A 13,138-nucleotide genomic window follows, 5' to 3' on the forward strand; every position below is an offset into this window, starting at 1 on the left:
GCGCTCCGCCTGCCTCCTCGCCAGGGCGCGGCTCGGCCGCTTCAGGCGAGCGCGATCCTCATCGGATGAGCAGCGCTCCCGGCGCCGAGCGGCTAAGCTCGGGCCGCGCCAGTCATGAAGTTCGTCCACGCCGCCGACCTCCACATCGACAGCCCGCTCCGCGGGCTCGACCGTTACCCGGGCGCCCCTGTCGAGCAGATCCGCGGGGCCACCCGCCGCGCGCTCGAGAACCTCGTGGACCTCTGCCTCGCCGAGGAGGTCGACCTCCTGCTCCTCGCGGGCGACATCTATGACGGCGACTGGAAGGACTACAGCACGGGCCTGTTCTTCGCCGCGCAGCTCTCCCGCCTGCGCGCCGCCCGGGTGGACGTCGTGCTCCTCTATGGCAATCACGACGCCGAGAGCAACATCACGCGTCACCTGGAGCTCCCCGAGAACGCCCGGCGGCTCGATCCCCGCCGCCCCGAATCCATCGTCTTCGATCGGCTCGGGGTCGCCGTCCACGGACAGAGCTTCGCGACCAAGGCCGTCACCGACGATCTCGCCGCGGGTTATCCGGACGCGCGGGCAGGCCTCTTCAACATCGGCATGCTCCACACCTGCCTGGGCGGCCGCGAGGGCCACGACAACTACGCTCCTTGCAGCCTGAACACCCTCGTCGGGAAGCGATACGATTACTGGGCGCTCGGCCACGTGCACACCCGGGAGGTGCTCTCGCGCGATCCGTACATCGCGTTCCCCGGCAACCTCCAGGGCCGCCACGCCCGCGAGACCGGCGAGAAGGGCGCCCTCCTCGTCGCGGTGGACGACGGCCGCATCACCTCGGTCGAGCACCGCCCCCTCGACGTCGTGCGCTGGAGCGCCTGCGAGGTCGATCTCTCCCCGGCCGCGAGCGCGGACGACATCGTGGATCTGACGCGGGAGGAGCTCGAGCGGCGCCTCGCCGAGGCGGACGGGCGCACGCTGGCCGCGCGGGTCTTCCTGTGCGGCGCGACGAAGGCGCACGCCGCGCTCCGCGCCGATTTCGAGCGATGGACGGGGCAGATCCGCGCGATCGCCAACGATCTCGGCGGCGCGCTCTGGATCGAGCGCGTGCTCTCCCGGACGATCTCGCCGCTCCAGGTGGGCGCGCTCGAGGAGCGGGACGACGCGATCGGCCAGCTCACGCGGTCGCTGCGCGCGCTGCGCGACGACGAGGCGGGCCTGTCCTCGCTGCTGCGCGAGTTCGCGAGCCTCAGGAACAAGCTGCCCGTCGAGGCGCGCGAGGGGGACGACGCGATCCGCCTCGACGACCTGGCGTTCCTGCGCGAGGCGCTCGAGGACGTGGAGCACACGCTGATCTCTCGGCTGCTCGGCGCGAGCGACGCGCCCTGAAGGTCGGGCGCGCTCCCGCGGCGCGCCCGAGATCCGACGCCGCGACCTGACGGCGCGCAGCCCTCCGACCGCCGCTTGACGGAGCGCGGTTCTCCACCATGCACACCTCGCGATCCGGCGTGACGCGAGCATCACCTCGAACGTCCGGACGCCATGAAACGGGGGAATCATGGTCGACCAGGACGCTTTTCCGGAGCTGTTCCATCCGAGCAGCCGCGCCGAGCCGCACGCGATCTACGCGCGCATGCGGGCCGCGGGGCGCCTGCATCGCCTCATTCACCCCCGCCTCGACGTGCCCATCTGGGTGGCCGCGCGTTACGACGACTGCGTGGAGCTCCTCAAGGATCCGCGCCTGATCCGCGACTTCCGCAAGCTCCCCGACGAGGTGCGCAGGCGTTATTTCCCGCTCAGCGACCGGACGACCTTCATGGATCAGCACATGCTCGACGCCGATCCGCCGGATCACACGCGGCTCAGGGCCATCGTCCAGCGGGCCTTCTCGCCGCGGATGATGGAAGGGCTGCGCCCGCGCATCCAGGCGATCGCGGACGGGCTCATCGACGCGGTGATCGACAGGCGCCGGATGGAGCTCGTGGCAGACTTCGCGTTTCCGCTCCCCACCGCGGTGATCGCCGAGCTGCTCGGCCTCCCCCTCGAGGATCGCGGCCGGTTCCGCCGGTGGACCAAGATCCTCCTTGCGCCCGCGAAAGATCGCGAGTTCGTGGAGCGCGCCCAGCCCGTGGTGGAGGAGTTCGCGGCGTACTTCCGGGCGCTCGCCGACGCGCGCCGCAAGGCCCCGCGCGACGATCTGATCAGCGGCCTCTTGCTCGCCGAGGAGCAGGAGCACAAGCTGAGCCCGGCGGAGCTCTCGAGCATGGTGTTCCTGCTGCTCGTCGCGGGCCACGAGACCACCGTGCACCTCATCGCGAGCGGCATGTTCCTCCTGCTCTCGCACCCCGCGGAGCGGCGCCGGCTGGACGAGGACCCCGGGCTCGTCGGCTCCGCGGTGGAGGAGGTGCTGCGCTGCGAGGGGCCGGCAGAGCTCTCGACGATCCGCTGGTCGCTCGAGGACATCGAGCTGTTCGGCGCCCGCGTGCCGGCGGGAGAAGGGGTCGCGGCGGGGCTCCTGGCCGCGAACCGGGATCCGGAGCACTTTCCGGATCCGGACCGCTTCGATATCGGCCGCTCGCCGAACCGGCACATCGGCTTCGGGAGCGGGATCCACTTCTGCCTGGGCGCGATGCTCGCGCGGATCGAGGCGGCGATCGCCTTCTCGACGCTCCTCCGGAGGCTGCCGCGCATCGAGCTCGCCACCTCGCCGCGCGACATCGTGTGGAGCGAATGGCCCATGATCCGCGGCCCGGCGGCGGTGCCTGTGGTGTTCTGAGGAGCACATAAAGCTCCTTGGACGCCGACTTGTCGGACATCTTTCAGGTCACTCGGTCTGCTGCGCCGCAGCGGCTTTCGTGATGAGAATCCCCTTTAAGCGCGAGCGGCCCGCCATCAGCGCGCCGGGAGGAGAGCGGTGACGCAGAGTCGCCACGCAATGATGGAAGCAAGCGCCCGGCGCCTGCCAGCGCTCGCCGCCGGCTCCACCATCGGGTATCCTCTGGCCCATGCAGTCTGTCCCGACGAACGCCGCACCCGAGGCCGAGCGACCGCGGCCCCGTCACGAGGAGAGCGACCAGCACGTCATCCTCTATGGGATGACGTGGAAGGACTACGAGATCCTCCTCGCTGTGCGTGGGGACCGGGCCGGCGTGCGCATGTACTACCTGAACGGAGCGATCGAGCTGATGAGCCCGTCCCGCAGTCATGAAGGGGTCAAGAAAACCATCGCGCGGCTCCTCGAAGCCTATTGCGATGGGCGCGGCATCGAGCTCAGCGGATACGGCGCGTGGACGCTCCGCAATGCGCCGAAGGAGCGCGGGGCCGAGCCCGACGAGTGCTACATCGTCGGCGACACGAACAAAGAAGTGCCAGACCTGGCGCTCGAGGTCGTCTGGACGCACGGAGGTCTCGACAAGCTGGAGATCTACCGTGGCCTCGGCGTCGCCGAGGTCTGGGTGCGGGACCGCGACGAGGGCCTCCGCATCTTCGCGCTCTCGGGTGAGCGGTACGAGCCCCGCGCGCGAAGCGCGTTCCTTCCCGAGCTCGATCCTGCGTGGCTCGCGGGGTTCCTCGATCAGCCGACGCAGACCCAGGCGGTCCACGCGCTGCGCGCGGCGCTGAGGTGAGGCCGAGGCGCTCCCTGCCGGCAGGACGCGCTCAGCCTCCCGAGGGGGCCGTCCGGGCGTAGGCGCGCAGCACCTCGGCCACGCTCCACGCCTGGGCGACGCATCCGCGGGGCGTGAACGGCGGCTCGGCGTCGAAGATCTCGCTGATCGAGCCGGCGCAGGCCTCGTCGAGGTGCGGCGCGAAGCCCTCGAGCAGGCGCCGCGCCCCGCCGAGATCGGTGGGATACACCTTCAGCCAGGCGTCGATGAACGGGCCCATGAGCCACCCCCACACGGTGCCCTGGTGATAGGCCATGTCCCGCGCGCGGAGGTCGCCGAAGTACTTCGGTTTGTAGTCCGGGTGCCCCGGCGCGAGCGACCTGAGGCCCACGGGCGTCCAGAGCCGCTCCTTCACCTGATCGACGATCCCCTTCCAGCGCGCGGGCTCGAGGACGGGGTGAGGCAGCGAGATCGCGAGGAGCTGGTTCGGCCGGAAGGCGTCGTCGGCGCCCTGCTCGCCGTCGAGCACGTCGTAGAGATAGCCGTGCTTCTCGGACCAGAAGCGCCGGTTGAAGGAGGCCTTGACCTGCTCGGCGGCCGCGCCGTAGCGATTCGCCGCGCCGTCGCCGTCGGACTCGCGCGCCCAGCGCTCGATGAGGCGCAGGGCGTTGTACCAGAGCGCGTTGATCTCGACGGCCTTCCCCCGGCGTGGCGTGACCACGTAGTCGCCGACCTTCGCGTCCATCCAGGTCAGCTGGTACCCCTCTTCCCCCTGGCGGATCAGGCCGTCCTGCGGGTCGGCGCGGATGCCGAAGCGCGTCCCGCGGGTGTGGTGCTCGACGATATCGATCAGCGTGGGGAGGATGAGCCGGAGCGTCTCGCGATCCCCGGTGGTCGCCAGGTAGCGATCGAGCGCGTGGAAGAACCAGAGGGTGGCGTCGGCTGTGTGGTAGAGCCCGTCGTTCTTGCCCTCCGGGAACATGTTGGGGATGAGCCCGTCCTTCACGTAATGGGCGAACGTGCGCAGGATGTAGCCCGCCTCGGTGTGGCGCCCGGTGACGAGCGTCAGCCCCTCGAGGCTGATCATGGTGTCCCGGCCCCAGTCGGTGAACCAGTGATAGCCCGCGATGACGGTGCGCACCTCGTCCCCGGCGGCCCGGGCGCGGGCGGCGTCCTCGACGCGGCCCGCGGGGCTGATGAGGAACTGATCGGCGCCGAGGACGAGCTCCGCCGCCGGCCCGGTGCGGACCTCGGGCGTCGCGGCGAGCAGGAGCCGTGTCCGGCGTTTGCGCTCCGCGCGCTGCACCTCGTCCGTGGAGAGGGCGTTGAGCGTCTCCCAGGCCTCCGTGGACGCGATCAGGGTCGCGCTGCCGGAGACCGGGAGCTCGAGGCTGAAGCGGCCAGGGCTGTAGAACTCGCCGACGGCGTCGTATCCGCGGCTCTGCTCGATCCGGTAGCGCACGTTGCGCAGGCGGGCGCTCTCGATCCTGAACTCGGCCCGAGCGCCCTGGACCTTCAGCCGGAGCGGCGGCAGGTCGCCCGGCGACGCGAGCTCGTAGCGATCCTCGACCACGGTGAGCGCATAGGAACCCGCCACCGGCCGATCGAGCGCGCCCTCGTGCGGCCGGAAATTCACCCACGGCTGGAGCTCGATCCGCACCGGGCCCGTCCCCTCGACGAGCGTGTACGTGACATGGACCGTGTTCTGCGCGTGGGGCATGAGGAGGCGCCGCTCGATCGCCATCCCCGCGCCCTCGTAGCGCCAGACGGGGAGCCCGGCCTCGAGGCGGAACTCGGCGAGATCGATGACCTGCGCGGCGCCGTCGTCGAGCCAGGGCTCCTGACCGCCCACCTGGTACACCCTGTCCTCCGCGGTGAAGATCCGCGTGGAGAGATCGCTGAGCATCATGGTGCGGCCGAGGGGGGCCGGCAGCGCGGAGATCAGCAGTCCATGGAAGCGGCGAGTCACCGCGCCGGAGACGGTGCCCGACGCGTAACCGCCGAGGCCGTTCGTGACGAGCCATTCCCGCGTGAGCGGGTCCGAGCCGCGCTCGGCGTCGTCCTGCGAGGTGGGGGCGGCGCCCCGGGACCAGACCATCCTCCGGCAGATCTCGTCAGCGTACATGCTTCTTGGGCTCCTCTGGGCGCGGGCTCGCGCTCGTCTTCTCGGGCACCGGCGTCCCGACCACGGGGTGGAGGAGGATCGCCGCCTCGCCCGGGATGTGGACGCCCTCCTCGGTGATGACAGGTGGACTGCCTTGGCCCCCGTAGCGGGGAGACTCGCTGGACCACGACGTCTCCCAGCGGCGCCCCGGCGGCGGGGCGAAGAGCGGCTCCGGCAACGACCCTCGATGGATGTCCCGCCCGAGGTTGACGAGGAGCAGCCGGTCGTCGCCGTCGTCGCCGAAGTAGCGCAGGAGGAAGGCGTGGGCCGAGAGGACGGCCCCGTCGACGCCGCGCGGGCGCTGGGCCCGGATCACCGGGTCGCGCCGGCGGAGCGCGATGAGGTCCTCGTGGAGGGCGTAGATGTCCGCGTTCCGCTCGCGCTCGGAGAAATCGAGCTTGCAGCGCTCGAACGTCCGCGGGTCGCTCGGATCGTCGAGCTGAGCGCGGACCTCCGGCGACGAGCAGGACGGGAACTGCTCGAGGAACTCCGCCCTGCCCTTGCGCACGAGCGGGGCGAGCTCGGGGTTGTGGTCGGCGAAGAAGAGGAACGGCGCCGAGGACCCGAACTCCTGCCCTTGAAAGAGCATGGGTGTCCCCGGGGCGAGGAGCAGGGCCGCCGACATCGCCCGGAGCCTGCCCGGGCTCACGATGCGACAGAGCCGCTCGCCTCGCGCGGTGTTGGCGACCTGATCGTGGTTCTCCAGGAAGAGGACGAAGCGGGCCGGATCGACGCCGAGCGCCGGCGTCCCTCGCCGCTGCTTCTGCCAGTGATAGCGCTGCCCCTGGAAGAGAAACCCGTGCTTCAGGGCGGAGAGGAGCTCCTGGGGCGAGCCCTCGTGATCGCCGTAATAGGCCTCGCTCCGGCCGGTGAGCGCCACCTTGGCGCTGTGGTGAAAATCGTCGTTCCAGATCGCGTCGAGCCCGTAGCCGCCCCGCTCGGCGGCGCGGATCAGCCACTCTTCCTGCGACTCGTTCTCGGCCACGAGGAACGTCTCCTTGCCCTTCGCCGCCTCCCGCACGCGGCGCGCGATGGCGGCGAGGATGTGGTCCTTCGAGCCATCGTAGATGTTCTGCGTCGCGTCGAGCCGGAGCCCGTCGAGGTGGAACTCGTCGATCCAGTAGCCGGCGTTGGCGATGACGTACTCCCTCACCGCCTCGGATCGCGGGCCGTCGAAGTTGATCGCCGCTCCCCAGTCCGTCTTGTGACGATCGGTGAAGTAGTCCCCGGAGAACTGGCCGAGGTAGTTGCCGTCCGGGCCGAGGTGGTTGTAGACGACATCGAGGATCACCGCGATCCCGGCGCGGTGCGCCGCGTCCACGAAGCGGCGGAGATCGTCCGGGCTGCCGTAGAGGCGCGTCGGCGCGAAGAGGTTCACGCCGTCGTACCCCCAGTTGAAGCGGCCGGGGACCTCGGCGATGGGCAGCAGCTCGATCAGGGAGACGCCGATCCGCGCGAGCTCCGGCAGCTCGCGGGCGGCGGACTCCCATGTGCCCTCCCGGGTGAAGGTCCCGATGTGCATCTCGTAGACGACTTGCCCCTTCCGCGGGGCGCCCCGGAATGCCGCGTCGCTCCATGAGAACGCGCCGGGATCGATCACCTCGGAGGGCCCGTGCGGCCCCTCCGGCTGCGACCGCGAGGCGGGATCGGGAGTGAGCGCCTCGCCGTCGTCGAGCCGGAACCGGTAGCGGGTGCCGCTCGCCGCGGACGCGACGAGCCCCGCGAAATAACCGCCCTCCTCGGGCCGCAGCGGGGCGGCCCCGCCGCTCCCCGGCCCGGCCTCCAGGACGACCTCGACCTTGCGCCTGGCCGGCGCCCAGACACGGAAGTGGACTCCTTTCCCGACGAGCACCTCTGCGCCGATGGGCAACCGCCTCTCCGTCTTGAACTCCAGCATTGAAATGAATTCTAGGCGCAACACAGATGACGTCCAGCGCCGATATGCACATGACGACGCTACCGCTGCCACTGCTCAGTTGTCGAGCGCAACGTGCCTTACGGAGCTGCCTGAGAGCGTTCAGGAGCAAACCGACATCGAGGTCGGCGGTGTCTGTGTGGCGAAATTGCGCGACGTGGGCTCGCTCTGAAGCTCGCGCGCCGCTGGGCTTCCTCCTTGCCCAAGGCATGTGTTCGTGAACACGAAGGAGATAAAACGAGACAGGAGTCGACCCATCGAGATGGGGAGATGCCATGAAGTGGGCTTGACGACCTTGCGATAGAAGGCGATGAAGCGCGCTCTCCGCGGCTACGGGTGGGCGATGACGACGAGGGTGCGCGCGCGCCGGAGCACGCAGCGCAACGCTCGCTCCAGCGTCTCCGGGTCGAGCGCCGCGAAGCTCTCGTCGAGCACGACGACCTCGGCGCCCTGGAGCAGCGCGCGCGCCATGTAGAGCCGGCTCCGCTCGCCGTGCGAGAGCTGCCAGCCCGTCTCGCCCACCACCTGCTCCAGCCCCCCCGGCATCCGGCCGAGCAGCTCGCCGAGGCCGAGCTCGTGGCAGATCTCCTCGGCCTCCGCGAGGTCGTCGGGCCTCGGCGGCCAGCGCCTGCCCATCAGCAGGTTGTACGCGAACGTCCCGGCGAGGACGTGGTTCTCGTGGAACTGCGGCGCCGCGGCCACGCGGCGCCGCCACGCGGCGGCGCCCAGCATGTGGCGGTCGAGCCCGTTCAGCAGCAGCAGCCCCGCGTCGGGCGCGCGCAGCCCCGAGAGCAGCGCGCTCAGCGTCGACTTCCCGCCGCCCGAGGGCCCCTCGAGCAGGATGCGGTCGCCCGCCGCGATCCGCACCGACACGTCGACGACCGCGGGGCGCGCCCGTCCCTTGTGCCGGAACGACAGCTCGTGCGCCTCCAGGACCGCCGCGCGGGCCTCGGCGTCCCCCTCGCGCGCGCGGGCCGGCGATCGCCCCGCGTCGGGGGGCAGCGGCGGCGGCGGCGGGCCGCCGCGGGCGGCCGCCTGGAACAGCGTGGAGACCTGCTCCCACGCGATCGCCGCGCTGGCGAGGCTCGACAGGCCGCCCGACAGGCCCTGGAGCGCGCGGCTCGCGAGCAGGACGCCCCCCAGCGCGACCGCGTACGCCCCGGCGGAGCCGGTGCCCGCGAGGAACGGCGGCAGGAGGCCGGCGATGCCCGCGATGAGCCAGCCGCGCGGCATCAGCGCGCCGATCTCGATCTGGCTCCGGTCGATGTCGCGCGACAGCAGCAGGTACTGGGCGAGCGCCTCGTCCTCGCCGTGATGCCAGCGGCCGTGGCGCTCCTGGGCGAGGCGGGTCCGGTGGCCGACCAGGCGCTCGATGAGGTCGTGCGTCATCGCGAGCCGCGCGGCGGTCCAGCGCGCGCGCCGCCGGTAGAACCGCACGCAGAGCGCGACGACCAGGGCCGCCCAGGCGACGAGCAGCAGCGCATGGATCGCGCCCGCCGCGCCCTGGGCGAGCACGGCCGCCGCCGCCGCGAGCTCGAACGCCGACGCGACCGCCGCGACGCCGCCGCCCATCGCGAGCCCCTCGATCGCCTCGGACTCGATCACGCGGCCGAGGAAGCGGCCCGCGCCCTCGCTGCGCACCTCCTCGGCGTCGAGCGCGAGCGCGCCCGAGAGCAGGCGCTGCTTGACCAGCGCGCTCGAGTCGATCGCGACGAGGCCCGACAGCCACGACATGAGCTGGCGCAGCGGCACGACCGTCGCGAGCAGCAGCGCGCCGGCGACGAGCCACCCCTCGTCGAGGTGGTCGTCGAGGATGCTGCGCCCCACGGTCATCCACACCAGGATCCAGAGCGTGTAGGCCGCCGCGTGGGCCGCGAGCAGGCCGAGGAGGCGGCGCGGGATCCGCGCGGCCATGGCCTGCCGCGCGAGCGGCGCGCCCGGCGGCAGGCGCAGGCTCCAGATGCCGTCGACGATCACGGGCCCGAGGCGCTCGTCGAGCAGGGCCCGCCGCGCGCGCGCGCGCCGCCGCGGCCGCACGGCTGCGCGCGCGAGGACGCGCTCGATCTCCGGGAGCACCTGCGCCTCGATCGGGCGGCAGATGCGGCCGGCGATCGCCTCGACCGGGACGCGCGCCGTGGAGCGGTCGGCGCGGAGCGCCGCGAGGTCCCGCCCCCTGCGCCCCACGACGGCGAGGAAGCGGGGCGCCCCGCCGTCACGCAGCCACACGAGCGCGGGCGCGACGCGGAGGAGCGCCTCGCCGATCTCGTCGTAGCGCGCCGCGATCGGCTCCGCCTCGACGCCGAGGTACGCCGCGGCCTGATCGATCCACGCCCCGAGCGCGTCCGCGCTGCGGAGGTGCCCGGCGGCCGGGACGGGCGCCGCGACAGCGCGCGGGCCGAGGCCGCTCTGCGTCGCGAGCGCCTCGAGCGCGTCGCCGAGGCGCTCCGCCGGCCACTCGAGGGCGCCGAGCGAATCGACCGCGTGGTCCGGCCGCGCCCCCCACCCAGGTTGCGGCCTCGCCCCCCACCCAGGTTGCGCCTCCGCCCCGTCCGGCCGGGCTTCCCACCCGGGTTGCGCCTCGGCGGTCACCTCCGCTGGCCCTCCCCTGCCGCTCCGGCGCCCTCCCCCGTCGCTCCGGCGCCCTCCCCTGCCGCTCCGGCGCCCTCCCCTGCCGCCTCGGCGCCCTCCCCTGCCGCCTCGGCGATGCGCCCGCGCGCGACCTTCAGCCGGCGCCACCCGCCGCTCGACCAGAGCCCTCGCTGCACCGCTGCCTCGGCCTCGAGCAGCGCGCGGTAGCGCGAGCCGGGGCGCGCCGCGAGCTCGGACGGCGCCCCGTCCTCGACCACGCGCCCGCCGTCCACGACGAGCACCCGCTCGAACGATCGCGTCTCGCCGACGTCGTGGGTGACGCACAGGAGCGTCGCGCGCCGGAAACGCCGCCGCGCCCGGGCGAGCAGCGCCCGGCGGCGCTCCCGGTCGAGTCCGCGGAACGGCTCGTCGAGGATCGCGAGCCGCGCCTCGCTCCGCAGCATCGCCCGGCCCAGGCGCAACCGCTGCCCCTCGCCGCCGGAGACGAGCCCTCCGCCCTCGCCGAGCAGGGTCTTCTGCCCCTCCGGCAGCCGCTCCAGCACCTCGCGCAGCTCGGCCTCCTCGACGACGGCGCCGAAGTCGGCCGCGTCGTCGGGCGCGCCGTAGCGGAGGTTGTCGAGGAACGATCGGTTCCAGATCTGGACCGCCGGGTCGACCCACGCGGTCTCCTCGCGCAGCGCGCGCACCCGCTCGCCGTCGAGGGGGCGGCCGTCGACGAGCACCCTGCCCTCGCTCGCCCGGTGCCAGCCGAGCAGGACCCCGACGAGGCTCGACTTCCCCGCGCCCGACGAGCCCACGATCGCCACGTGGCTGCCCGCCGCGATCTTCAGATCCACCCCGTCGAGGATCACGTGACCGGCCGCCTGGATGCGCACGCGCTCGAAGGCGATCGCGCAGCCCGCGCCGCCGGCGGCCCCTTGCGCAAGCGGCGCCGCTGCCGCGGGCGCGCGCACGGGGGCGCCGGCGCGCAGCTCCTCCGGCGCGCCGAGCGGCTCGAGCAAGCGCAACGCCGTGTTGCGGTGCCCTGGGTACTGGAGCAGCGTGCTCGCGAGCGCCTGCCCGATGGCGGGCAGCGCGAGCGCCCAGTAAAAGAGCAGGAGCGCGCGCGAGAGGGCGCCCCCGCGGGCGAGGAAATCGCCGAGGATCCACGCGGCGAGCGCGAAGCCGATCAGCGCCTGCGCCCCGTCGACGGCGAGGGCGGCGCGGAGGAGGGCGCGGCCGGCGAGCGCCCACTCCCCGAGCAGGCTCGCGTGCTCGCGCCGCACGGCCCGCTCCGCCGCGTGCGCCCGGATCGGCACGAGGCCGAGGAGCGCGTCGAGGTAGAAGCCCGTGAGCGCGCCGGCGTGGGTGCGGACGCGCAGGTCTCGCTCGACGAGGACGCGGTTCCCCGCGAACGGCAGCGCCAGCGCGAGCGCGGCGCCCGGCACGGCGAGGCGCGCGCTCCCGGGATCGATCCAGACGATCGCGGCCGTGGTCACCGCGAGGTCGAGCGCCGAGCGCGCGATCTGGCCGCCGAACGCGGGCAGGCCGCGGAGCACGTGCAAGCTGTGGCCGCGCTGCGCCATGTCCGAGGCCGGGCGGCTCTGGAAGTAGCGATCGCCGATGCGCGGGATCTTCGCGAGGAACGCCATCCGCAGCCGGACCTCGAGGTGGCGCCCGAGCCGGATCATCCCCGTGGTCAGCGAGAGATCGAGGGCGAGCTCCACCGCGAGGAACGCCGCGAGGGCGATGAGGGCGGCGAGGCGCTGCTCGAACAGCGCGAGATCGTTCGAGATCTGGAGCAGGCCCCGGAAGAGGAGGCTCTCCAGCACCACCGTGGCGACGCTGAGCAAGAGCGCGCCGGCGAGCACGGCGGGCGTCAGCAGGCCGTCCTCGCGGATCATCCGGAGGAGCGCGCGCGCAGGCGGGATCTCGCGCTCCGCGAGGGCAGCTGCGAGGTCGGGGGGCAGGCGCGCCTCGCCGCGAGCCGCCGTCTCGCCGCCAGCAGTCACCTCACCGCGAGCAGCCACCTCACCGCGAGCGACCGCCTCGGCGTGCACCGGGGGCTCGGGGGCGGAGGCGCCCGGCGCGCCGTCGCGGCCTGCCGGCGCGCGGGCGAAGCCGAGCGGCCGCCGCCCGCGGATCCGCACGAGCACGGCGCCCCGCGTGAGGACCATCTCCTCCCCGGGCGGGTCGGCCGGCCCCGGACGCGCCGTCCAGAAGCCGGGCGGGATCATCTCCTCCCGGTCGGCCTCGGCGTCTCGGTCGAGCAGCGCGCCCAGCACGCGCGCGGCCTCGCGTCCGCGCCCGAGGCCGCCGGAGCGCACGAGCGACGTGACCAGGCGCGCGCCGGCGTCGAGCGCGGCGATCGCTCGCCAGTCCCGGTCCGACAGCGCCGCCTCGATCGGCCGTGTCCCTGCGCCGAGCCACGCGAGCCGGCGCCCGAGCGGCCGCGTGAACCCGTCGCTCGCGGCCCACGCGCGGAAGTCCGCCGCGGACAGGGGCAGCTCGTGCCGGTAGAGCTCGGCCTCGAGCTGCCGTCGCGTGACCCAGCGCCGCCCCGTGCCCGGGTCCATGATCTGCGCGAGGCCGCCGTGCCGGCGCCAGATCACGACGATGTGGAGCGGCCCTGTCGACTGCCGCACGATCGCCAGGGCGGGCAGCGCTTGAGCCTCGTCGAGGAGCACGTGCTCCGGCGGCACGAGGATCTGCTGGGCCACGAGCCCGAGCTGCTCCGCGAGGTCTTCGAGGGTGTCGATGGAGGTGCCGTCGACGTCGGTCTGGCAGGCCTCGCGCAGGCGCCCGTAGCTCACGCCGACGCCGAAGCCCTCGAGCACGCACTTGAGCGTGGCTGGCCCGCAATCCATCGCCGACGTCTGCACGACCTCCGGCGCGAGGAGC

7 protein-coding genes are annotated in these 13,138 nt (G+C 73.1%); 3 read left to right on the forward strand and 4 right to left on the reverse strand.

The features are described 5' to 3' along the window. The first annotated feature begins 114 nt into the window (after nt 1-114). The 3 genes from WMF39_RS38795 (at nt 115) to WMF39_RS38805 (ending at nt 3,611) form a co-directional block, all read left to right on the forward strand. Nucleotides 115-1,374, forward strand: a complete 1,260-nt coding sequence (locus tag WMF39_RS38795) for a metallophosphoesterase family protein (protein ID WP_437741506.1) — start codon at nt 115-117, stop codon at nt 1,372-1,374. 169 nt (nt 1,375-1,543) lie between these two features. Beyond that, nucleotides 1,544-2,761, forward strand: coding sequence for a cytochrome P450 family protein (locus WMF39_RS38800; RefSeq protein ID WP_437741507.1), 1,218 nt, complete (start codon nt 1,544-1,546; stop codon nt 2,759-2,761). A gap of 229 nt (nt 2,762-2,990) precedes the next feature. Continuing rightward, nucleotides 2,991-3,611, forward strand: coding sequence for a Uma2 family endonuclease (locus tag WMF39_RS38805; RefSeq protein WP_437741508.1), 621 nt, complete (start codon nt 2,991-2,993; stop codon nt 3,609-3,611). Nucleotides 3,612-3,642: 31 nt separating this feature from the next. Here WMF39_RS38805 and WMF39_RS38810 read toward each other — a convergent pair whose 3' ends face one another. The 4 genes from WMF39_RS38810 to WMF39_RS38825 form a co-directional block, all read right to left on the reverse strand. Continuing rightward, the gene (locus WMF39_RS38810) at nt 3,643-5,715 is read right to left on the reverse strand and encodes an amylo-alpha-1,6-glucosidase (RefSeq protein WP_437741509.1); all 2,073 of its coding nucleotides are present in this window, start codon (nt 5,713-5,715) and stop codon (nt 3,643-3,645) included. Further along, entirely contained in the window at nt 5,705-7,651 is a 1,947-nt protein-coding gene (gene treZ / locus WMF39_RS38815; RefSeq protein ID WP_437741510.1) for a malto-oligosyltrehalose trehalohydrolase, read from the reverse strand. The genes WMF39_RS38810 and treZ overlap by 11 nt, the downstream gene beginning before the upstream one ends. A 348-nt stretch (nt 7,652-7,999) precedes the next feature. Next, complete coding sequence (locus WMF39_RS38820; RefSeq protein ID WP_437741511.1) at nt 8,000-10,258, reverse strand: ATP-binding cassette domain-containing protein; 2,259 nt, start codon at nt 10,256-10,258, stop codon at nt 8,000-8,002. After that, nucleotides 10,255-13,104 (reverse strand): ATP-binding cassette domain-containing protein, encoded by a 2,850-nt coding sequence (locus WMF39_RS38825; RefSeq protein ID WP_437741512.1) that lies wholly within the window; start codon nt 13,102-13,104, stop codon nt 10,255-10,257. Before WMF39_RS38825 ends, WMF39_RS38820 begins: the two co-directional genes overlap by 4 nt. Between the last annotated feature and the right edge of the window lie 34 nt (nt 13,105-13,138).

The sequence above is a fragment of the Sorangium sp. So ce1504 genome (genome assembly GCF_051521635.1).
Lineage (GTDB): Bacteria > Myxococcota_A > Polyangia > Polyangiales > Polyangiaceae > Sorangium > Sorangium cellulosum_B.